General features: G+C 47.2%; 28 protein-coding genes. 4 read left to right on the forward strand and 24 right to left on the reverse strand.

What is annotated here, in order from left to right:
* Positions 1–229 precede the first annotated feature (229 nt).
* From C3B52_RS32440 to C3B52_RS32500, 12 genes are all read right to left on the reverse strand, one after another.
* Complete coding sequence (locus C3B52_RS32440; RefSeq protein WP_103110476.1) at positions 230–1,189, reverse strand: ABC transporter ATP-binding protein; 960 nt, start codon at positions 1,187–1,189, stop codon at positions 230–232.
* A 26-nt stretch (positions 1,190–1,215) separates the two neighbouring features.
* Entirely contained in the window at positions 1,216–2,133 is a 918-nt protein-coding gene (locus C3B52_RS32445) for a C40 family peptidase (protein ID WP_103110477.1), read from the reverse strand.
* Positions 2,134–2,135: 2 nt separating this feature from the next.
* Positions 2,136–3,230, reverse strand: coding sequence for a dipeptide epimerase (locus tag C3B52_RS32450; protein WP_103110504.1), 1,095 nt, complete (start codon positions 3,228–3,230; stop codon positions 2,136–2,138).
* Positions 3,231–3,381: 151 nt separating this feature from the next.
* A complete protein-coding gene (locus tag C3B52_RS32455) occupies positions 3,382–5,040 on the reverse strand; it encodes a peptide ABC transporter substrate-binding protein (protein WP_103110478.1) in 1,659 nt (552 codons plus the stop codon).
* A 133-nt stretch (positions 5,041–5,173) separates the two neighbouring features.
* Positions 5,174–6,199, reverse strand: a complete 1,026-nt coding sequence (locus C3B52_RS32460; protein WP_103110479.1) for an ABC transporter ATP-binding protein — start codon at positions 6,197–6,199, stop codon at positions 5,174–5,176.
* Between the two features lie 5 nt (positions 6,200–6,204).
* Positions 6,205–7,092 (reverse strand): ABC transporter permease, encoded by an 888-nt coding sequence (locus C3B52_RS32465; protein WP_373419754.1) that lies wholly within the window; start codon positions 7,090–7,092, stop codon positions 6,205–6,207.
* 26 nt (positions 7,093–7,118) lie between these two features.
* A complete protein-coding gene (locus C3B52_RS32470) occupies positions 7,119–8,057 on the reverse strand; it encodes an ABC transporter permease (RefSeq protein ID WP_103110481.1) in 939 nt (312 codons plus the stop codon).
* 123 nt (positions 8,058–8,180) lie between these two features.
* Complete coding sequence (locus C3B52_RS32475; RefSeq protein WP_103110482.1) at positions 8,181–8,534, reverse strand: DUF3870 domain-containing protein; 354 nt, start codon at positions 8,532–8,534, stop codon at positions 8,181–8,183.
* 138 nt (positions 8,535–8,672) lie between these two features.
* Positions 8,673–9,236 (reverse strand): hypothetical protein, encoded by a 564-nt coding sequence (locus C3B52_RS32480; protein WP_103110483.1) that lies wholly within the window; start codon positions 9,234–9,236, stop codon positions 8,673–8,675.
* A gap of 55 nt (positions 9,237–9,291) precedes the next feature.
* On the reverse strand, positions 9,292–9,711 hold the full coding sequence (locus C3B52_RS32485; RefSeq protein WP_103110484.1) for a hypothetical protein: 420 nt from the start codon (positions 9,709–9,711) through the stop codon (positions 9,292–9,294).
* 155 nt (positions 9,712–9,866) lie between these two features.
* Complete coding sequence (locus C3B52_RS32490; protein WP_103110485.1) at positions 9,867–10,274, reverse strand: hypothetical protein; 408 nt, start codon at positions 10,272–10,274, stop codon at positions 9,867–9,869.
* 536 nt (positions 10,275–10,810) lie between these two features.
* Positions 10,811–10,972, reverse strand: coding sequence for a hypothetical protein (locus tag C3B52_RS32500; protein ID WP_235615927.1), 162 nt, complete (start codon positions 10,970–10,972; stop codon positions 10,811–10,813).
* 223 nt (positions 10,973–11,195) lie between these two features.
* On the opposite strand from C3B52_RS32500, the gene C3B52_RS32505 reads away from it, so the two are divergent.
* The 3 genes from C3B52_RS32505 to C3B52_RS32515 all read left to right on the forward strand — a co-directional run bounded on the left by C3B52_RS32505 (position 11,196) and on the right by C3B52_RS32515 (position 12,210).
* Positions 11,196–11,426: a hypothetical protein gene (locus tag C3B52_RS32505; RefSeq protein ID WP_103110488.1), complete on the forward strand. Its 231-nt coding sequence runs from the start codon at positions 11,196–11,198 to the stop codon at positions 11,424–11,426.
* A 15-nt stretch (positions 11,427–11,441) separates the two neighbouring features.
* Complete coding sequence (locus tag C3B52_RS32510) at positions 11,442–11,798, forward strand: hypothetical protein (protein ID WP_103110489.1); 357 nt, start codon at positions 11,442–11,444, stop codon at positions 11,796–11,798.
* Positions 11,799–11,931: 133 nt separating this feature from the next.
* Positions 11,932–12,210, forward strand: coding sequence for a hypothetical protein (locus C3B52_RS32515; RefSeq protein WP_103110490.1), 279 nt, complete (start codon positions 11,932–11,934; stop codon positions 12,208–12,210).
* A gap of 45 nt (positions 12,211–12,255) precedes the next feature.
* Here C3B52_RS32515 and C3B52_RS32520 read toward each other — a convergent pair whose 3' ends face one another.
* The 6 genes from C3B52_RS32520 to C3B52_RS32545 all read right to left on the reverse strand — a co-directional run bounded on the left by C3B52_RS32520 (position 12,256) and on the right by C3B52_RS32545 (position 14,882).
* Positions 12,256–13,011, reverse strand: coding sequence for an NPCBM/NEW2 domain-containing protein (locus C3B52_RS32520; RefSeq protein WP_103110491.1), 756 nt, complete (start codon positions 13,009–13,011; stop codon positions 12,256–12,258).
* Between the two features lie 86 nt (positions 13,012–13,097).
* The gene (locus tag C3B52_RS32525; RefSeq protein ID WP_103110492.1) at positions 13,098–13,766 is read right to left on the reverse strand and encodes an SOS response-associated peptidase; all 669 of its coding nucleotides are present in this window, start codon (positions 13,764–13,766) and stop codon (positions 13,098–13,100) included.
* Positions 13,767–13,834: 68 nt separating this feature from the next.
* Complete coding sequence (locus tag C3B52_RS32530) at positions 13,835–14,080, reverse strand: hypothetical protein (protein ID WP_103110493.1); 246 nt, start codon at positions 14,078–14,080, stop codon at positions 13,835–13,837.
* Between the two features lie 31 nt (positions 14,081–14,111).
* Complete coding sequence (locus C3B52_RS32535) at positions 14,112–14,420, reverse strand: YolD-like family protein (RefSeq protein ID WP_306418842.1); 309 nt, start codon at positions 14,418–14,420, stop codon at positions 14,112–14,114.
* A gap of 26 nt (positions 14,421–14,446) precedes the next feature.
* A complete protein-coding gene (locus C3B52_RS32540; RefSeq protein ID WP_103110495.1) occupies positions 14,447–14,677 on the reverse strand; it encodes a hypothetical protein in 231 nt (76 codons plus the stop codon).
* A complete protein-coding gene (locus tag C3B52_RS32545) occupies positions 14,667–14,882 on the reverse strand; it encodes a WYL domain-containing protein (RefSeq protein WP_103110496.1) in 216 nt (71 codons plus the stop codon). Before C3B52_RS32545 ends, C3B52_RS32540 begins: the two co-directional genes overlap by 11 nt.
* Positions 14,883–15,061: 179 nt before the next feature.
* Between C3B52_RS32545 and C3B52_RS32550 the strand changes: the two genes are divergently transcribed.
* Complete coding sequence (locus C3B52_RS32550; protein ID WP_103110497.1) at positions 15,062–16,090, forward strand: hypothetical protein; 1,029 nt, start codon at positions 15,062–15,064, stop codon at positions 16,088–16,090.
* A 349-nt stretch (positions 16,091–16,439) separates the two neighbouring features.
* Here C3B52_RS32550 and C3B52_RS32555 read toward each other — a convergent pair whose 3' ends face one another.
* The 6 genes from C3B52_RS32555 to C3B52_RS37605 all read right to left on the reverse strand — a co-directional run.
* Entirely contained in the window at positions 16,440–17,909 is a 1,470-nt protein-coding gene (locus C3B52_RS32555) for a GH25 family lysozyme (RefSeq protein ID WP_103110498.1), read from the reverse strand.
* Positions 17,909–18,163, reverse strand: a complete 255-nt coding sequence (locus C3B52_RS32560) for a hypothetical protein (RefSeq protein WP_103110499.1) — start codon at positions 18,161–18,163, stop codon at positions 17,909–17,911. The genes C3B52_RS32555 and C3B52_RS32560 overlap by 1 nt, the downstream gene beginning before the upstream one ends.
* A gap of 19 nt (positions 18,164–18,182) precedes the next feature.
* Positions 18,183–18,479 carry a hypothetical protein gene (locus C3B52_RS32565; RefSeq protein WP_103110500.1) on the reverse strand — a complete coding sequence of 99 codons (297 nt, stop codon included), beginning with the start codon at positions 18,477–18,479 and terminating at the stop codon, positions 18,183–18,185.
* A 115-nt stretch (positions 18,480–18,594) separates the two neighbouring features.
* On the reverse strand, positions 18,595–18,870 hold the full coding sequence (locus C3B52_RS32570; RefSeq protein WP_103110501.1) for a hypothetical protein: 276 nt from the start codon (positions 18,868–18,870) through the stop codon (positions 18,595–18,597).
* A gap of 12 nt (positions 18,871–18,882) precedes the next feature.
* On the reverse strand, positions 18,883–19,098 hold the full coding sequence (locus C3B52_RS32575) for a hypothetical protein (protein ID WP_103110502.1): 216 nt from the start codon (positions 19,096–19,098) through the stop codon (positions 18,883–18,885).
* Positions 19,098–20,154 (reverse strand): Ig-like domain-containing protein (locus C3B52_RS37605; RefSeq protein WP_235615928.1); only part of this gene is annotated, 1,057 nt, incomplete at its 5' end. The genes C3B52_RS37605 and C3B52_RS32575, both read right to left, overlap by 1 nt.

Raw genomic sequence — 20,154 nt, forward strand, 5'->3', positions numbered from 1 at the left:
ACTCACGATGAAGGTAGGCGAGTAACGAAATGGTTTACTGTAACCGTATTTCGACAAAACTTGTTTGATTCCTGCCAGTTTACAGAATATTAACAGTTCTCCTACCCGATTTTGCTGGTAACCCTTCCTTAATATAGGGTCTATCTGCACGACAAAAACCATCCCCAGCAGGCAGGGATGGTGTCAGAGCTTTGTCGAATTTTCTGTTGTGCGATTCAGCTTGCCGCCATCACTCATACAGATGACAGGCGACAAAATGACCGGAATCTACTTCCTGCCATGTAGGCTTTTGAGTTGCACATACTTCCTTTGCTACAGGACAACGTGTGCGGAAAACACACCCGCTCGGCGGATTAATCGGGCTCGGCACGTCGCCTTCGATAATGCTTCGCTCACGACTCTTCTCCAGATCCGGGTCTGGAACAGGAATTGCGGATAACAGCGCCTGCGTATAAGGATGCTTGGGGGATTCGTAAAGCTTTTCACTCGCTGTCATCTCTACCATGTTGCCCAGATACATCACGCCGATGCGATCACTGATATGCTTTACCATTGCCAAGTCATGCGCGATAAACAAATACGTGAGGTTTTGCTCGCGCTGCAAGGTTTTCATCAAATTGACGACCTGTGCCTGAACGGAAACGTCCAGTGCAGAAATCGGCTCATCTGCGATGATGAAGCGTGGATTGACGGCCAGCGCCCGTGCGATGCCGATACGTTGTCGCTGCCCCCCACTGAACTCGTGGGGAAAACGGTTCGCATGCTCCTTTTGCAAGCCGACCATTTCCAATAGCTCGACTACTCGCTGCATCCGCTCTTTACCCTTGTATAGGCCATTAAGATTCAGACCTTCCGAAATAATCTCGGAAATGTTCATTCGCGGGTTCAAGGACGCGTAGGGGTCCTGAAAAATCATCTGCATGTTGCGGGTAATTTTGCCTCGTTCACCACCTGAAGCTTTATGAACGTTTTGCCCATCGAACAAGACCTCGCCCGAAGTCGGCTGATACAGACCGATGATCGTGCGTCCTGTCGTTGATTTTCCGCAGCCAGATTCCCCTACCAGTCCAAATGTCTCTCCTTCATAAATCTCAAAGGAGATATTGTCCGCTGCTTTTAGTGAGAGCCCTTTTTCCAACGTAAAGGTTTTTGTCAGGTTCTTAACCTGGACCAGTTTCTTTCTTTCCATCTGGCCATTCCTCCCCCATTATCCATTTACCAGTATCGTCTGGAGACAGAATGTTCCTTTTCCAGCTTGTAGCCATCCAGCTTGACGATCTCAATGGCACTGCGGGAATCTGGCGAATGAATCATTTCTCCATTTCCCATATAAATGCCCACGTGATGGACTCTTCCTTTTCCTTCTTCATACGCGAAAAATAGCAAATCGCCTGGAAGCAAATCTTCTTTTTCTACCAATTGCCCTGCTCTAGCCTGATCCGAGGCATCTCTTGGAATTTGAATACCTACGGAACGGTGCATGTTGTAGGCAAAGCCCGAGCAATCATATCCATAGGAGGACATGCCTCCCCACAAATAGTGCAGGTTCAGGAATCGTTTGCCCGTTTCTACTATGGTTTCTCCGCGATTTCCGGTCAGCACCACTGGCTCACTGACTTTCACGATCCGCACATCTTCTTTTCGCAAGAGTCCTGTTCCATCAGGTGTCGCTACTGTTACCCATTCCTCTGTTTCTTCTACTAGAGGCAGTCTGGTCAAAAAGGCAAGCTCCATCCCCGACTCTTTTTCTGTGCTGTGCAAATGGGTAAATGCCGCTGTTACCATCGCCAGCTTTTGACCATCGCTTACGTCAAAGGCAGGAGACCACGGAGCGAGCTGACGAGATGGAATCCAGCCTGGATAGCCTTTTTCATTTTTGCCACTGGTCTGGTCGGGAATTAGTACATGTGACCACTCCCCCTGCTCCTCGACCGCCTCTACGCGTGTACCGTACAGCGCCTGAGTCTGGATCGCATTGTTATCATAAAATCCGAGCTTTTCATCAATCGTGAGCGAGGCAAGCCAGCTGCGTGCATCTACTGGTGTACCCAGAGCTAACTGGTCAATGTCACGCGGAGATTCCGGTTTGGTCCACACAGTCGCTACCGAGACAGAAACAATTGCTGATTTCATAATTAATTTCCTCCCTCCCATAAGCTGACAGAGCGCAAGCCAAGTCCTGGCTCCTCTTGCATCTTCATCAAGCGTCCCTCGTATGCCACACCGCCGTCGATCCCATCATGCAGAAGCATCAATGGCGCGTCAAAGTCAAAACGAGTGATGTTTTTCTTGCTGGCTGCAAAATGCGCCGCTGCCGATACCGCCAGACGGGATTCGATCATGCTGCCAACCATGCATGGAATACCGTGCTCCTCAGCCATTTGGTTGATCAATTGAGCTTTGAAAATGCCGCCCGCTTTCATCAGCTTGATATTAATCATGTCAGCCGCTCGGTTTTGAAGAACCTGCAGCGCCTGAGCCGGCGAAAATACACTCTCGTCAGCCATGATCGGCGTATCGACCGAATCCGTTACCCGCTTCAAGCCTTCCAGATCATGCGCTTTTACAGGTTGTTCAATCAGTTCGATGCCAAGACCCATGTCCTCCATTTTGCGAATGGACTGAACCGCTTCTTTTACATTCCATCCCTGGTTGGCATCAAGACGAATCTTCACCTGATTGCCGACAGATTTGCGAATTTCCTGGATGCGCAAAATATCATCCTCGATATTGTCTTTACCTACCTTGATCTTCAGAACGTTAAAGCCCTCTTTCAAATACGCCGCTGCGTCCTCTCCCATTTCCTTCGGTGAGTTCACACTGACCGTATAATCGGTTTCCAGCTGGTCGCGATATCCACCGAGGAATTGGTACAAAGGCATTCCTGCACGTTGCGAAATAAGGTCATAAAGGGCAATATCTACAGCAGCCTTGGCACTTGTATTCCCTACCATGGATTGATGCAAGGTTTGGAAAACTCGCTCATAAGCTACCAGATTCAAGCCGATGAGCTGCGGCTTCATCGTATTGAGGATGGCCGATTCGATGCTTTCGATGCTGTCACCCGTAATAACGACCGTAGCTGAAGCCTCCCCCCAGCCTACCATGCCATTGTCGCAAGTGATTTTGACCAATACTGATTCCAGATTGTGCACCGTACGCAAAGCTGTTTTAAAAGGTTTTTTCAAAGGAACAGAAATTCGTTTTACTTCGATGGCTTGAATAATCATGTTTTCCTCCATCTTCTCTAGCACTTGTGGTCTCTTTGTCTGTATTTTTTCTGTAATGACATACTAAATTATAGCACTATTAAAACAATCAGCAAAAAAGGGGGGAGAGTCATTCCATCCGCCTGAAATGACTTCTCCCGGCAAACTGTTTTTACTTCACAACAGCTTTTCTCAGGTCTGTGTAGCTGAGAGAAGAGCTAACGATTCCGCTCACTTTGTCGCTAGTGAGAAGAGACGTGTTATAGAAGTAGAGTGGTGCGACTGGAGCATCGCTCACCAAAATTTTCTCTGCGTCATGCAGCATTTGCAGACGTTTTGCATCATCTGGCTCTTTGTAAGCACCTTCGATCAGCTTGTCGTACTCCGCATTGCTCCAACCAGTCCGGTTGCTACCGCTCTTCGATTGGAAAATGTCGAGGAAGTTGATCGCGTCTCCAAAGTCAGGCAACCAGGAAGAACGTGCAATTTGGTACTGCAATTGCTTTTGCATATCAGTCAGTACTTTTCCTTCTACTTTTTGCAGCTTCACATCTACACCCAGGTTTTGCTTCCACATTTCTTGAGCCGCTTGCGCTGTTTTTTCGTTGGCTGTTCCGCTACGGTACGTGAGAGTAACCTCAGGCAGCTGCGTGTAGCCTTTTTCTTTCATACCTTGCTCCAGCAGCTTTTTCGCTTCTGCTGCATCGAAATTCACCAAATCTCCGCCTACTTGACGGAAGTCGCCCGAACCGTTTGCATCTGGCAAGCCGTAGGAAACGAATCCTGTTCCCGGCTTTTGTTGACGCATCAGAACGAGGTCAACCAATGTTTGACGGTCAATCGCCAAGCTGAAGGCTTTACGGATGTTGGCGTTATCAAATGGCTCTTTGGTTACGTTGAAACGGTAAAACTCTGTACCTGCTCCATCTTTAACGTAAACCTTGCCTTCTTTGAACAGCTGGTCAGCCATATCCGCTGGAACGGTTGTCGTTCTGTGCAGCTCTTCGTTTGTAAACATTTGATACTCGGTATTCTCATCATCAATCATTTTCCAAACGGCACCGGCCAATGTTACGTTTGCCGCATCCCAATAGTTCTCGTTTTTCATCATTTTCAATTCGCTGTCATGTGCCCACTCAGTCAGCTTGAATGGTCCGTTCCCAACGAATGTAGCCGCCTCAGCAGCCCACTTCGGATCTTTTTCGCCTGTCGCTTTATGTACAGGGAAGAAGGCTGGGTTGGATGCCAAGAGGAGTGTCCAGGACGCAGGCTGCGCCAGTACTACTTCCAAGGTTTTGTCGTCCAACGCTTTTACTTTTACGTCTTCCACTTTGCCTTTGCCGCTGTTGTAGGCTTCTGCACCTTCAATGATATAAGCGAGGAAGGATGCTGGAGATGCCAGAGCTGGATCGAGCATGCGCTTCCATGCGTATTCAAAGTCTTGAGCGGTTACAGGATCACCATTGCTCCATTTGCTGTCGCGCAAGGTAAAGGTATATGTTTTGCCATCCTCGGAAACTTTCCATTCACTAGCTGCCGCTGGTTGAATCTTTTGATTCTCATCCAGACGAGTCAAGCCCTCCATCAGGTTGTTCAAGATGTTGTAGGACGGTTCATCAAAACCAATCGGTGGATCGAGAGAAGTAGGCTCCTTGATGTTGTTCAGAAGCAGGAGCTTGGCTGCTTGATCCCCTGGTGTTGCCCCATTCGGCTGATTGTTCTCTGCTGGTGGCGCTGATTGATTGTTCGCTGCCGGTTGACCCGAACAGCCAGCCACAAACATGGAAACAGCCAGTGAAGCGGAGAGCAGGACGGTTGATAATTTTTTCACTGTTTCTTCCCCCTTATACTTTTTTATTTATGTCGTAAAAGGATAGCGCCGTTGGACGACAACCTCTTTTACACGATAAGAAGCAGATAACTACCTTGGGTCAGATCAGGCATCTTCCCTAAAAACCACTCTGCTACGTGCCCGTCGGTGCCTGCATAGCAGCCAGCATCTTTTTTGCCCTCGGATCTTGCAGCCAACAGGAAACGGAGTGCTTACTGTGCAGATGTGACTCCGCAGGCTGATAATTGCGACATACTTCCAAAGCGTAATCACAGCGTGCAGCAAAAGCGCAGCCAATTGGTGGAGCAAACAGATCAGGCGGCGTACCCGGAATCGGGCTAAGCGGTATTTCACGATCAGCATCGAGTCTTGGCATGGAAGCGAGCAAGCCTTTTGTATACGGATGCTGTGGATTGTAGAAAATGTCGCGCACTGGACCAGACTCTACTACCTTCCCTGCATACATAACATTTACCCGATCCGCAATCTTGGCGACTACGCCCAAATCATGCGTGATGATGATGATCGAAACGCCTGTCTTTTGCTGAATACTTTTAAACAAATCAATGATTTGCGCCTGAATCGTAACGTCCAAAGCAGTCGTTGGCTCATCGGCAATCAAAATGGATGGTTTACAGACGAGCGCAATCGCGATCATAATACGCTGGCGCATCCCTCCACTAAACTGATGCAGATATTGCTTGAGACGGCTCTCCGGGTTGGCGATCCCTACTAATTGCAGGATTTCGATCGCTTGCCTGCGCGCCTCGCTTTTAGCGACCTTTTGATGGCGGATAATTCCTTCCATAATCTGCTCACCAATCGAGATCGTCGGATTGAGCGAGGTCATCGCATCCTGAAAAATCATGGAGATTTCTTTGCCGCGCATCTCACGCATTTCTTTTTCCGGCAGCTTCGCGAGGTCCTGTCCTTTGAATAGGATGCTGCCACCCGCGATTTTTCCGATATGCTCAGGGATCAACCGCATCACGCTGCGAGCCGTTACGCTTTTCCCGCAGCCGGACTCACCCACAATCGCCAGCGTCTCACCTTTGTTTAAGCTAAAGCTTACATCCCGAACTGCGTTCACTTCGCCGCCATGCGTTTTAAAGACGACACGCAGCCCGCTTACTTCGAGCAATTTTTCTGTATGATCCATGTCGCTTACCTCCTTGCCTTCGGATCGAATGCATCGCGCAAGCCATCACCAAGCACGTTGAACGCTAGCATCGTCATGGAAATGAAGAAGGCCGGGAAAAAGAGTCTCCACCAATGTCCGGATAAAATAGTCGATAGTCCATCATTGGCCATAACCCCCCAGCTCGCCATAGGCGCCTGGACACCTAAGCCGAGGAAGCTCAGAAACGCTTCTGAGAAGATTGCCGATGGTACGGACAAGGTCACATAAACGATGATGATACCGATTGTATTTGGAAGCAGATGCTTGCGAATGATGTAGAACGGCTTTGCCCCCATCGTTTTCGCAGCCAAAACGTATTCGGAGCTTTTCATTTGCAAGACTTGACCGCGCACGGTACGCGCCATACCAATCCAGCCAGTAGCACTCAAGGCTACGATAATCGTTCCCAGCCCTGGACCCATAACAACCATGAGCAAAATGACGACGAGCAAATAAGGAAGTCCGTACAAAATGTCGACGAAGCGCATCATGATGTTATCGACTCGCCCGCCCACATAGCCAGCAATTCCGCCATACAGAACACCGATGAAAAAGTCGATCAGAGCTGCCATGAAGCCAACAAACAGGGAAATACGCGCTCCGTACCAGACACGGGTAAAGACATCACGACCGAACTCATCGGTACCGAACCAGTTTTTCTCAGAAGGTGCCTGATTTTTAGAAATAATTGATTGCTTGGCGTATTCATGTCCAGAAATCATAGGGCCGATCGTCGCCATGACACCCAGCACGATAATGATGACCAATCCCATGAGGGCCAGCTTGTTTCCTCGCAAACGGAGCCATGCTTCCTGCCAAAACGTAAGTTGAGGTCGCACAATCGCTTCCGAATTAAGGTTGTCTTTGCGCATAGGGATAAACAAGTCGTCAGAAACGATCATCCTTCGCTCTCCTTTCGATGTAGCTTGATTCGTGGATCGATGATGCCGTACAGCACATCGACGACAAACATCATGAAAATCAAGAGGGCACTATAAAAGACGGTCGTCCCCATAATCACGGAGTAGTCACGGTTAATAATGCCAGCCACAAAATACTTACCCATTCCGGGAATCGCAAAGATTTTCTCGATCACAAAGCTTCCTGTCAAAACGTTGGCGATCAAGGCGCCAAGCAGCGTGACAACGGGCAAAATCGCATTGCGCAGCGCGTGCTTCAAAATAATCGTCGCTGGTGAAAGCCCTTTCGCGCGAGCGGTCTCGATATATTCCTGAGTCAGCACCTCCAGCATGTTGGTGCGAGTCAGGCGAGCAATAATGGCGATCGGACCAAATCCCAAGGCCAGTGCCGGCATAATGACGTGCTGCCAGGTACCCCAGGTAGCAGTCGGCAGCAGCTTCCATTCCACTGCCAAGTATTTAATAAGCAAGGGAGCAATGACAAAGCTAGGAATAGAGATACCGATAACGGCAATAATCATGGCTACGTAGTCAATCAGACGGTTATGCCTCAGTGCCGCAATCACACCGAGCCCGATACCAGAGAAGATGGCAAACAAGACGGCAATGACACCAAGCTGAAACGAAACGGGGAATCCGCGGGCAATCATCTTGTTCACTGTATCCGCGCTGTTAGCAGTGGATGGACCTAAGTCAAACTGCACCAGCTTTTGCAGATAGAGCCCGTACTGGACCATCAAGGGCTTATCCAGGTTGAAATACGCATTGAGGTTTTGCTCTACAGCTGCATTGAGTGCTTTCCCTTCTCTTTCAAAAGGAGAACCCGGAACCGCGTGCATCAGGAAAAACGTAAGCGTAATGATGAGCCACAACGTAATGATCATGGAGATAAATCTGCGGAAGACAAAAGATAGCAAGGACTCTCCTCCTTTTTAAAGCGAAATCGAGTTAATCCAAAAAACCCAGCAAATGCTCGTTGACTCGGGCACCTGCTGGGTTTTACTTACGTGTATGCCGTGCATACGGATAAATAAAGCAGCCTATGAAGTTGGTTGTTTTGTGATTTCTGCTTTACTTCTCGCGGTAATGGCCTGTTTGTACTTCTTTTGTGCATCCTTAAACGCAGCAATCAATGTTTTTTGCGAAGATCCAAAATACCGTAAGCGAATCTCTTCCCCTATCTCATCCGACGCATAGATGGAGTGACCGATAAAGATCGATCGGGCAAAATCTGACGTCAGCTGGACAGTCGCAGAGCAAGCTGCTTCTACAATTTTGTCGTTGGAAGTATCGACAACCAACCCGATAAAAAACGCACTGAATTGCTGCGTAATCGGATTGTTGGAGGAAGATTGAGCATCGCCAACAATATAAATGGTATCTTTATCAAACAAATCTAAAACCCCACTTTTACTATGCTTAAAAGACCGGCCATGCGGGACGTTCGGAGAGCGACTTCCTCACAATCGCAGGCTGGGTAAGCACTTTCTTACATAGTAACAGAGAAATTCATAATTTGTAAATAAGTCTGACTAATCTTTCACTTCTTCGACAGAAACGACAGGAAAAGCATGGGCTGGCAGCAACGGGAGAAACGGTCGCTCGTCTACGTAGGCAACGATTACATGGGACGGACCAACCATGGTTTTTGGTGCGAGACATAGCTCGGTGCCTTGCTCCGTTACGACCGTAATCTGCAAGCGACCTCCTTTTGGACGCTGTACACCCGGTGTCGCTTGCTCCACGACAAACCTTTCTCCGTTATATTGATAGCGCAATTGCAGATCGCGCTCCCAGGAACGAAAATCTACGTAGTATCGGGTAAAGGGGATCGGATCTGTGGTCACACTACTCGCTGCTGGCACAAACGTCTGTTGCTCACGTATGTAGCCACCATTTTCTTTCATCCGTTTGTCAAAGCGTTGCAGAGCCTCGTCTTCGATCAGATCAATTACCCCTTCTGTTTTCAGCACAGGGTCGACTGCAAAGCTAGCATCGTGGTTCGCCAGCTCCAACAGCATTTTTACTTCTGTTTTCTTTTGCATGGCTACATCTGCATCCACCACAAACATACCGACAAGCAAAAAGAACAAGATGACTGATATGGATAAGACGTTGATTCCCGTATCGTTAGCCTCCTAACTGGAGCGATTATGATAAGTCGTAGTCCATAACATTAATCGTCCCTTGCCGGATGACCTGCAGATTCTTGGCGGGCACCGGAATCAGCTTCGTAAACTGTGGAAAGGGAATCGACATTTGCAGCACAAACTCGTCCTCATGGCTCCAAAGAATCGGATCAGCTGCGCGTATACGCGTGACAGTCACTGACAGCTCCGGATCGGAGAGAGACAATCTTTTTTCTGCCAGCTCACGAGAAATAAATGCTCGTACCTCTTGCTGCACACGTACTTCATTCATACCGCCATGATTGCTAACATATTTCGTAGCAGCAGCACTCACCTCTAGCAGCTCGTTACGTGTCTGAACCACTGTATGGACTTGCAAGATCCCTAACGGTACCAGCAGAAGAACCATCACGTTGAGAATAACTGCAATTAATTGCCCCATCAGCTCGTACCAAATCGCGTTACACTAGTGAGTAGCTCACCGAAAAAACGGGTGCACGCGGACAATAAATTATCAGGACCAGTAAAAAGAAGATTCACCGTCAAAGGCAATACCAGTGCTAGGAGTACCAAGATGGTAATCATTTTATTCACACACTACCACCTCGGATCAAAATATTCAGAGGGACGGCTTCCGGCAAATGAAAATGAAACCTCTCCTTCTGCAAAGCGATGAAGCCATTGTGCCACTCTTGAAGGAGTGACCTTTAATGTAAGCGTCACTGATTCCTGTCGTTCCTTCCGCGCTCGCTCATTCTCTACACGCGGCCCGCTCCCCGCGAACACATCCACACTGACGTCCCAGCCCAGCTCTTCCATTCTCCCTACATAATAGTCAGCCAAAGAAGGCTCCAGGTAGCCGATATCCTGCATGTCATCGAGAATATCTGCATAGATACTTCGAGCAATAGCGCGCTCCATCGCATACAGATGATATGCTCCGAGAGCGGAAGTAACTATAATCAACACCGACAAACAAATTAGAAACACTTTTACTTTAACCATGCCATCGAGCGCGACCGTTTCTCTTAATGGAAGATTACAGTCGCCGCCCTATACACCCTCTCTTCTTGTGTCTGGCGCAAATTTTCCTCTGGCTCGGATGCCCAAAGAAAGGATGCTAGGCTTCCTACCATAATTAAAATGATTAAGAACACGTGATGGTGAAGCATCAGTTTGACGTGTAGGATGTGCCATTTTGCATACGGTAGTTGATATTCTCGTTTTTCGTGTCGTAATTAAGAGAGGTAATCGAGCGATTAATGCTTTCCGCAGAATCATTCGCTGCTGGGCTTAATTCGTTACCGTAGGAACTCACTCCAATTCCTAAAACCATTACACACGCTAAAAAAATGAAAAACATTTTTTTGCTGTATTCCGTTAGATTCCTTCGCTAATATTAAGGTAGTTAAAAATACTGGTTTAGCGATATATATGGATGTTTTACATTCCATTCTATTCCGCGTCTTTCCTTAATTGCGGTTTGCAAAATGGTTTGCAGTGTTTGCACGCAAAAGCCCTTCTCTAATGAGGAGGGCTTTTTACATCGGGGGGAACAGTTTTTCGTATGTAGCATCGGGATCGATCTTCTTGGCTGCTTTTAGTACCTTGTCGATAGTAGTCTGGCGAGGCGCATATCCTTTGTCGCCAGCCATGCTGTCTATAGTTTGTCTGTGCACACCGCATTCCTGCGAAAATTCCATCGACGTTTTTTTATGCCGATCCAGCCACTTCCCAAACGACGTTCTGTACTTTCCAAGTCCAAACATTCTTCTCACCTCAGTAACTATGTTGGACAAAGACGGATAATTTCATACGTCAGTGCGTGAAGAAATTCGTCATAATGGACAAGTTCTATCGCATTTCTTGTAACAAAGTGACTGAGTCGAACGGTCACGAAGTTACTCGAAAGTGAGGAGTGAGCCCATGAGTGTAATCGGGAAAAGGATCGGCTTAACCCTGGATGAAGACACAAAGAAGAAACTTTCCAGACTGTCTATCTCATGCAGCATGCAGCCAACAACGCTGGCAAACGAGTTGGTGAAAATTTGCCTCAACAATCCTAATATCGTCGAATTTGTACAGCGTCTGCACAATAAAGAGCCACAATTTAGGGTGAAGCCTCGTATCAATGGCGACCAGTGCATTTACGAATAAGGTGAGGTGATCGAGATGGGAAAGAAGCGTAGGTACTATCGGGAAGAACGGAGGCGACCCGTATATCACGAAGAAGAGGACTGGGAAGATGACGACGATGAACCAGAGGATTTGGAAAGAACCGTTACGAAAATGTCGTGGGGGCTGCTTGCTGTTCTGAGCTTCGGTGTACTTCTATCGATCGCCCATTCTTTATACACTCCATCTGCTCCGGTCTCATCGAATGAAGGATACCGGGTAGTGTCAGTGAGTAGGGGACGGCTGCATACAGAAGAGCTGGGAACAGGAAAGCAAGTAAGCTTTGACGATCAGAAGTTAGTCAAAAAAGCGCTGAATGGATCGATCAAGCGTGGGGACATCATCCATCGATAATGGACTTATGCTACGCAGCTCCTCACCCAGCTCAATGGACATGACCTCTCAGTGTACAGCGTACTGAATGATGTTTCTGTAACAAGACAATTTTACAACAATTTGAAATTAACATTGGAAGGGGAAAGGGTCCGTGGATATAGGGGAGACTCATGTCGAACTACCGAGAGTAATTTCAACGCATTCGCGAGTAATGTACGGCAACCTGATCCAGGTAGCAGATAACCTCGATTTCCGAAATCCGATATTCAACGGGCGAGCAAAGCGAAATAGGTCTCTTGGCAGCGCACAAGCATTTATTGTGGAACTGGCCCTTGCTGATCGATCGTTTAGAGAGAAATTAAAACGATTCATGATCGGCGGAGGAAAGCAGTTTGTTTATACCTCTGATTACCTGGACGTCTACTTATAATAATGAAGCCCGCCTCTATAAACAGGGAGGCGGGTGGATCCATTTTTATTTAAGCAAAACGGGGTTCACAATATCAGCTACAGAGTAACCACTCTCTAAGGGTTCGGTTTTAATCTCAAGCTTATCAATGCCTGACAAGTCTACTTTAACATTTACTGCTGTCTGATTTTTTTCAATGACACCTGTCCAGAGAACTTTTCCATCCCCAACAAAAGAGGCTTTTATCTTAGTTTTATTGTAGTTGTCATCCAGGCCAATGAGGCATTCCAAGCCAGAATATTGTTTGGCAAGATTGTAATACACCAAGTTTACTTTGGCTACGCCGCCAGTACCTCCTATTGCAATCCCTTTGTTATATTGTTCACCGGCTATCTTCATTTGTTTTGTCAAAAGTATTTCATTTATCCCTCCCTTACTACTCTTGCTAGTAGTGGTGTTCGGATCGTTATTTAAAACGTAGACTGCCTGAGTCACTCCAAATGGTTTAATATCTGAAAGATAAAAAGGGGACTCTTGTCCAACAACCAGTTTCTCATTTTGCAAGTCAACCATAATCGGCTTACCAGTCAATTGCCCAGCTACTTCTGCCGGAATATAGGTTACTCCTTGATGTACAAAAACGGCAGGGACCTTCTTATCCCCCATCAAAAAGCTGTTATCTTGAGGTGTTTTATCAGTACCGTCAACGATAAATTTTAAAACCGGAGTGACTACATCAATTTTTTGGACCGAAGCTGCGAACACTCCAAATGAAGCAAATACTATGGCCCCTGCTACAAACCCTGATACAAATCGCTTCATAATAACCCCCTAATAATTCCATAATTTATGATATTTATATAATTTTCTGTAAAAACACAAAAATTCCTGCTGGTGATTCAGCAGGACTACACGATTTCTTTTATACACTCCGGAATATCATTTTTGGGGCTGCCGACGAGCTGCGGCACGGGATAGGCCCGCATCTGATCAGGGTCGTATGGCACAAGCAACGATTGTAAAAGGTCAGCGTCATAGCGCTCACGATCAAGCCAGATTGCCTCATCTTGCTGCCGCAATATAACAGGCATTCGGTTATGGATGTCTTGGACCAATGCGTTTGGCTGCGTGGTGATGATCGTACATGTGTGTAATTTTTCACCCGCTGGACTCGTCCAGGTATCGAAGAGGCCAGCAAAAGCGAAGGGTTCGCCTGTCTTCAGCATTATTCGCATCGGCTGCTTACCTGACTCGCGTTGCTGCCACTCGTAGAATCCGTCTGCCGGGATGACACATCGTTTTCGGATAAACAGATTTTTAAAAGAAGGCTTTTCCTGGATTGTCTCTGACTTTGCATTGATCATCTTATAACCAACCTTTTCATCCTGAGACCAAAAAGGTACCAGTCCCCATTTTAACTGGCCTAGCCGACGCCTTCCCCGATCATCGATAATGACAGGAATTAGTTGTCCTGGTGCCGCGTTGTAGCGCGCGTGCCAATCGAATGGAATGTCCTCCAGCTCAAATCGCCTGAGCAGCGTTACAGCATCAAAAACCACAGTAAACCGTCCGCACATATGATCACCTCATATTACCATCATTGCCTAATGATCACAGGGAAACCCGTGCTATACCTTTAATTTTTTTACTCATAACTTACTTTCATGATATCCAAAAAGGGAATTTTTCTTATCGATCCGTTTTCATCTACATGGACCAACCTTGTACGTGAATCAAGCACTGTTATCCGACCACGAACTTTATCTGCCATTCCCCAGACGGATAAAACTCTTTCGTCCCCGTCTTCTTTTGCCTCTACAAGCTGATTACCCAAGTCCTCTAGTTCAACCTCATCCCGCGTAGGACGTTTTGGCGTGGCTGCCTTTGCCATGCTACTTCCCCCTATTGTTATGATTAAAGTATTAACCTTTAACATCAGTAATCCTATCTAACGCTATCCATTGACTGTCCTCGTCACTCACCAATTTAATGCGCCGGGCATTCTGATCGATCCACTTTACTACGCCCCACATACAACATGGGTTCCCCAGCTCTCCTTTTACTGGTCTCCACCATGTCACCGTAATAGCATAGTCGCCGCGTGCGGAATCAGAGATTATGTAATGAAACGATTCCAACTCATCTTGCTCCAGCACTGGCATAGGCACCAGCTTTGCGTCTTCCTGCATCTGCAAGTAAAGTTCTCTTTGCTGCGGTAACACAAAACGCATAAATAAAGGGTTATCAATCCTACTCGTCATATCCTGGACCCCTTTCTTTCCCACGCTTCTAAAATGAGCATTTTGTCCGGTTCTGAACGCTGCCACTCGATATATTCCTCTTTTGCCAAAACCTCAAGCACTGTCATGATGCCGCCTCTATTCCGTCCCGTCTTTATGCACAATTCATTTACCGTTGGCGTACGCCTCCGCCCGGCAGAGTAGTTGCCGATTACCCGAAGCACCTTCCGCTCAATATCAGACAGCACGGCCAAGCACCACCAGTTGGACCGCAAGGATGTTGCCAATGGCAAAAACCCTTGGTGCCTTTCGAGTGAGACAGTACGCTTTCAGTCGGTCGCCAGCTATCTCCAACGGCCGCAAGGTTCGTTGCGTTGTTTGACCGTTGCTGCCAAGGTAGATGATCTGGATATGCTGATGCTGGTCAATCGCTCGTTGCAAATCCTTTATCATGTTATTCGCCTCCGAAACAGGAACGTTCGTTTGTATTATATGCGAACAAGAGGGGAACATGCAAACACCAAATGCTTTCTATTATTTCGACAGTTCCGACTGATCTGTTGCCAAATTCCTACAATAAAAATATAATTCTGGTAACATAAGTAACAGGACAGACGATATGAGGAGGACCTATGGATCAAGAAATAGAGAAGTATATCGAAGAATACAATATACCTATTGAGGAAATACCTGAAGATAGGCAATATTGGTTCCTCAGAACCCAGGGCGGGGCGTATTACAGTGAGTTTTTTACTGAGGGCTTTATCGCGATTAACTGGGAAAAGTTAACTAATCCTACTGAACTTCTACATCTAGAATACAAACAAGCTATTGAGACAGTTAAACGTGCATATCCTGACGAAAAGAGACCTGGGAAAATCTATAATCAGATTCAACGCTTTTGTAATCAAATGAAAAAAGGCGATGTGGTTATGATCCCAGGGATCTTATCTAACCACATCGCTTTCGGAATTATTGAAACTGAACTTGTTATAGAGAATGATACAGATAAATTAAGAACGTGTCCATATGTAAAGCGCAAAGGTGTAAAATGGATAAAACAGGTGAACCGTCACCAGATGGATCCCTATCTATATCGCATGACACGACCACAAAATGCTATTAGTAACGCGAATGAGTATGCCCAATATATCGACAGAACTCTTCACGATTTTTACGTAAAAGGAAACAAGGCCCACTTAGTTTTGGGGGTTAATACCACATCAAATATTCCACTCTTAGATTTATATGATTTGATGAGTGCAGTCTTAGAGGGAATTAAAATTACCAATGATAATGAACTATTTGATCGGGAATTCACCTTACGTGATATTGATGTCAAACTTACTTTAAACTCACCAGGTATAGTTGAGCTTTTCACGGAACACTGGAAATTACTATTTGCGGTAGGAGGAATCATTGTAGTTGCATTTGGAGGCAAAGTAAGTTTTCTTGGACAGTCAGTGGAAACAAAAACTAGCCTTCTGGAGTGGTTATCGAAATTGCAAGAACAAAAACATGTCAAAGAAATGAAGAAGCTTGAACTCGAGCATGATTTAAAACGATTGGCACAAGAACACAAGCATTTGAAAGATCGGCTTAAATTGCAATTGCCAAGTCAAGCCACTACTCCTGACGATAAGGAGAAGAAAATCGAATAAACTTTCTAATTATTAGTAAGGTGGAAACGATAAACAAAGGAATCTCTAAAGGAAAAACGCCAAAAAGCAAAGTGTTTTTGATGAATGGTATGAGGCCAACTGTGTATCTTAAGATCATGTAAATCACACCGTAAATAAACATGAATGTACCAGTCACAGAAATGTAATGGAGGATTTTCTTTTGTTTTGGGTTCATATTTGCAGCACCACTATACAAGAATATACACCTCCATACTTTTTCCCTATAATTCCATATTATGCAGCAAGACCTAGTGTATGTTCAATGGGACAATTATGGAATGTATTAAAAACTGCCCTCCCCCGTTAACCGGATGGAGGGCTTCGCCATTTACGTATGCTTATTAAGCCATTCCGCGACCACCGGATGCTGCAAGTTGACTGCCTCACCGCCCGGTACGCCCTCACGCACGCTTCCTTTCTGGATGCCTACCGATACGACGTTGCTGAAAATACCGACCACCTCACCGTACTCGTTGACGGCAGCTCCTCCGCTGTTACCGCTCTTGACAGGTACAGAGCAGTCAAATTCCCACGGCTCCCTCGTCGTGCTGACTTGGCATAGCTCGCCAGTACGAGTGATCCACTCAGTATACTCTGCCTCAACCGTTAGAAGCTTTTGACCGCTTGCAATTGGTTCAGTAGCCAGCGGCAGATACGGCAGATTCTTCGGCGGGTTCTCAATTCGGTAAAGGGCCAGGTCAACCGAGTCTTTGCCTATAACCGGATGTTCTGCCACCAACATAGCGTCCATCCAGTTACGCTCGCTTGTCTTCACTCGGATGATGGATCGGCCTTTGGAAACATGCTGGGCCGTCAGCGCCAGTCCGCCTTGCAGTAAGACACCCGTACCGCCTCCGCCTACATCAACGTGTACGGACGCGGACTTGGTCAGTTTCTCGATTTCTGCCCATGGCTTTGGTTGCTTAACTGGCTTTTCTGGTTCTGGCTTGGGCAGCTCTGGCTTTGGTGTCTCCGGCACTGGTACCGTTGTAGCCAGCTTCTTCGCCATGTTCTGGATGAGCAGAGCCGCGTAATCACCACGTACCGTCCCACCCTCATAAGCATTCTGTATCCAGTATTCGGGTGTTTGGATGGCCCCCGCACTCTGTAGGGCGGTCAACGCCTCTTTTGTCTTGTCGTCAGCCTGCTTATTCACAGGTTTATCCCCCTTCTGTGGATTGATCAATTCCGACCAAAACGTTGAATCCATCTCATTCATATCCACGTTGCCAGCTATTCCAGAAACTTTGCCGCTGCTCGTATACTGAAATACCGACCAACGCTGCCAGATCGGATTTTCCATTGGTTGGTTGACGCCGTAATGAGCAACCCAGAGCGGCCATTTCGCGAGTTTCGCGCCGAGGTAGGTCTTAGCAAACGAAGCTCCAGTGTAAACCATGACGCTGTGACCGGAGCGCTTCTCGACCGTCTCCAGCCAACTATGGCACCAGTCCGTCAGCTTGGTAGCTCCGATTTTGGCTGCATCTCCTTCTGCATCCAACACATGAGGCAGTGTCGCTTGCAGTCCGGCAACAGCAGCCAGAAATGATTCTGCTTCCTTTTCTGCGGTGTTACCCGTCTCTGGTCGGCAATAGTGGTAGAATCCTACCTTCACCCCGGCTGCAAGGGCACCTTGCACGTTTGTACGAAAAAGGGGATCGGTATACCCGACCCCCTCCGTTGCTTTGATAAAAACACCGCGTACGCCGTCTGCTACAACCTTTTTCCAGTCGATGGTTTTTTGGTGATGCGACACATCGATCATCTTGATATTTACTGCTGAATTACGAGGTTGCATTACTGATCACCATCCCGTGACTGAAATGTATTTTTTGCACCGGAATGGATTCCGATGGCAGCCAACGATTCGATAAAAGCCAGCTTGCCCGCCTCCAGGAAATCACCATGGAACAAGAACGCATTACCCAAATTAAAAGCGACCGCCAATAAGACGATCGCCACCGGAATCAAACTATTTGGATACCACTCCTGTCCTTTCAACCAGCCGCCAAGGGCCATTACCACTGCAATTACGAGCCCAATCTCAACCATTTCACATCTTCCTCTCTCTTTATTCGGTGTTGTCTTCCAGCCGATTCAGTCGGTGGTGCGCCTGTTTAGTAGATTCCTCTACACGGGTAACTCGTTCTGACAGCGCATCGAACTTCTGCCCCTGCGCCCTTTGCTCCAACCTAATGTCGTCCACTCCACGTTTCAGATAATCCACGTCCGCGCGCTGCATAGCGTCCGTACCTGCCTGTTGCGCCGCATCCTGCTGGATCGTTCTGGCCCGGCCAATCCAGCCAAGTGCAATTCCAGTTAGCGCTGATACCACGGAAATAATTGCGATTAGTCCGTCTACACTCATAAGCCGTGCTCACTTCCTCTCTCCCGCCCGGGCACAAAAAATAGCCCCGATCGGTTCGAGGCTGGCTGTCAGTCTTGTTGAGATGAAAAAAGCCATTCCTGTTTAGGAAAAGGTGTTATGCTATCGGCTCAATCGGTTGGATGTAAGAAACTGTTTCGTTGAACTCCTGTTCCGTGATCCAGCCATTATTGAGACCAACAGCAATTTGCCGTGTACGGTTTTCTTCATCAGCGTATGGGTTTGCTGTATAATTTTTGGCTGCAAACTGCTTTACTGGTTCGTGATACTCAGAAGGAATCCCCCCAAATCCATCCGAAGTAGTAAAGCGCTGCATGCCGCTGATAAAAATGTTGTACGCATAATTGGATGTGCGAAAAGACAATACTGCCATGTGAGACTCCCCCTATGTTTGATTTTCAAAGTAATATTCCATAAAACCCATCAAATCTGCATTGACCTGAACGACCTGCGCTTCAAGCGTTGCTTTTTCAGATTTAAGCTGGCTCACCTCCCCCTGAAGCTGCACATTTTCTGACTCCAGTCTTTTGATTTTTTGTTCTGGAGACTCCTTCTGGCCCTCTCGAATTTCTGAGATCGGCGTCTGATCTTGAATTTGCATCAGTCAAATGCACCCCCATAACCGTTGAGCCTTGTCCTTTCTGTTGCCGTTCCCTTGGCAATCGTTACCCAAAGGTTTATGGCCCAATTTTCAGCCGTCTTGGTTGTATTCGTGAAGAGATAGCCGCGCCCGCCTTTTACAGCGTTTGTAGCATCCTCCCAAGTGGGAGTATCGTCCAGCGCATTATTGCAGACCTTCACGCTTTCAATAGACGCGCCTTCTGGAATGTACCGCTCCAGTGACACCAGGACTCGCTCTGGCATACCGTCCAGAATGAAATGCCCCTGTACACCAGGATTTTCAAAGTTGAGCACAAATTCGATATGCGTCTCCGTGCGAGTGAAGGTGTAAATGCGCTCAGACGAGATTCCCGCGCTGTCCGTTGCTACGATCTTGATTTGATGCTGCACGTCCAAGTCCAGCCGTATCCAGGTATCGTGGCTGATATCGACCGTGTAGGATTGTCCGGCTGTACCTGCGAACGCCCTGATCTGTTTGCCGTTTAGATACTCGGAAAACGTAAACGTATTGCCCTCAGGATCGACGGCAGAGTATTCGACTGTAGGTATTTCCATGATTGTTCCAAGGTAGCCATTTTCGCCATCGATCACAGGCGGACGGTTCCAGACTACGCGGAACTTTCGGATCAGCTCGGCGCTCTTACCGCCTTTGTCGTCCTCGGCCCAGACTGCTAGGATATGGTCAACATTCTCAGCCAGGTCGGCTCCGACAAGATCAGTTGCCCCGTCGTAAATTCTCTTTCCGCTGTAAGTAAGTGTCCGAGTAAAAGAAATAGGGCTTGTCCCATTGGATAAGCCCGAGCCGATGTTTCGTATAGCGCCGCTGTTGATCTGGCATTTAATGACCACGTTGTTGTTGGCGTCAGCATCGTTTGCTGTCCCGTCAACCGGCAGAGTATTGCCTTCCGCTAATGTCTGATTATCGGCAGGTGACGTGAGTGTGAGCGTTGGCGGGTTGTTGGTGATAGGCTCAAGTGCAAAAACGTTTGTCACACCATTACAGTTAAATCCGATATTGGTTTGCATGTCCGTGTTG

The organism is Brevibacillus reuszeri (assembly GCF_002897295.1).
GTDB lineage: Bacteria > Bacillota > Bacilli > Brevibacillales > Brevibacillaceae > Brevibacillus > Brevibacillus reuszeri_A.

What these genes read in the sequence shown, in the direction of transcription:
- C3B52_RS32440 (WP_103110476.1), bottom strand. Translation starts at nt 1,189, where the DNA reads ATGGAAAGAAAGAAACTGGTCCAGGTTAAGAACCTGACAAAAACCTTT.
- C3B52_RS32445 (WP_103110477.1), bottom strand. Translation starts at nt 2,133, where the DNA reads ATGAAATCAGCAATTGTTTCTGTCTCGGTAGCGACTGTGTGGACCAAA.
- C3B52_RS32450 (WP_103110504.1), bottom strand. Translation starts at nt 3,230, where the DNA reads ATGATTATTCAAGCCATCGAAGTAAAACGAATTTCTGTTCCTTTGAAA.
- C3B52_RS32460 (WP_103110479.1), bottom strand. Translation starts at nt 6,199, where the DNA reads ATGGATCATACAGAAAAATTGCTCGAAGTAAGCGGGCTGCGTGTCGTC.
- C3B52_RS32465 (WP_373419754.1), bottom strand. Translation starts at nt 7,092, where the DNA reads ATGCGCAAAGACAACCTTAATTCGGAAGCGATTGTGCGACCTCAACTT.
- C3B52_RS32485 (WP_103110484.1), bottom strand. Translation starts at nt 9,711, where the DNA reads ATGGGGCAATTAATTGCAGTTATTCTCAACGTGATGGTTCTTCTGCTG.
- C3B52_RS32490 (WP_103110485.1), bottom strand. Translation starts at nt 10,274, where the DNA reads ATGGTTAAAGTAAAAGTGTTTCTAATTTGTTTGTCGGTGTTGATTATA.
- C3B52_RS32500 (WP_235615927.1), bottom strand. Translation starts at nt 10,972, where the DNA reads ATGGAATTTTCGCAGGAATGCGGTGTGCACAGACAAACTATAGACAGC.
- C3B52_RS32505 (WP_103110488.1), top strand. Translation starts at nt 11,196, where the DNA reads ATGAGTGTAATCGGGAAAAGGATCGGCTTAACCCTGGATGAAGACACA.
- C3B52_RS32510 (WP_103110489.1), top strand. Translation starts at nt 11,442, where the DNA reads ATGGGAAAGAAGCGTAGGTACTATCGGGAAGAACGGAGGCGACCCGTA.
- C3B52_RS32520 (WP_103110491.1), bottom strand. Translation starts at nt 13,011, where the DNA reads ATGAAGCGATTTGTATCAGGGTTTGTAGCAGGGGCCATAGTATTTGCT.
- C3B52_RS32525 (WP_103110492.1), bottom strand. Translation starts at nt 13,766, where the DNA reads ATGTGCGGACGGTTTACTGTGGTTTTTGATGCTGTAACGCTGCTCAGG.
- C3B52_RS32530 (WP_103110493.1), bottom strand. Translation starts at nt 14,080, where the DNA reads ATGGCAAAGGCAGCCACGCCAAAACGTCCTACGCGGGATGAGGTTGAA.
- C3B52_RS32535 (WP_306418842.1), bottom strand. Translation starts at nt 14,420, where the DNA reads ATGCGTTTTGTGTTACCGCAGCAAAGAGAACTTTACTTGCAGATGCAG.
- C3B52_RS32545 (WP_103110496.1), bottom strand. Translation starts at nt 14,882, where the DNA reads ATGATAAAGGATTTGCAACGAGCGATTGACCAGCATCAGCATATCCAG.
- C3B52_RS32550 (WP_103110497.1), top strand. Translation starts at nt 15,062, where the DNA reads ATGGATCAAGAAATAGAGAAGTATATCGAAGAATACAATATACCTATT.
- C3B52_RS32555 (WP_103110498.1), bottom strand. Translation starts at nt 17,909, where the DNA reads ATGCAACCTCGTAATTCAGCAGTAAATATCAAGATGATCGATGTGTCG.
- C3B52_RS32560 (WP_103110499.1), bottom strand. Translation starts at nt 18,163, where the DNA reads ATGGTTGAGATTGGGCTCGTAATTGCAGTGGTAATGGCCCTTGGCGGC.
- C3B52_RS32565 (WP_103110500.1), bottom strand. Translation starts at nt 18,479, where the DNA reads ATGAGTGTAGACGGACTAATCGCAATTATTTCCGTGGTATCAGCGCTA.
- C3B52_RS32570 (WP_103110501.1), bottom strand. Translation starts at nt 18,870, where the DNA reads ATGGCAGTATTGTCTTTTCGCACATCCAATTATGCGTACAACATTTTT.
- C3B52_RS32575 (WP_103110502.1), bottom strand. Translation starts at nt 19,098, where the DNA reads ATGCAAATTCAAGATCAGACGCCGATCTCAGAAATTCGAGAGGGCCAG.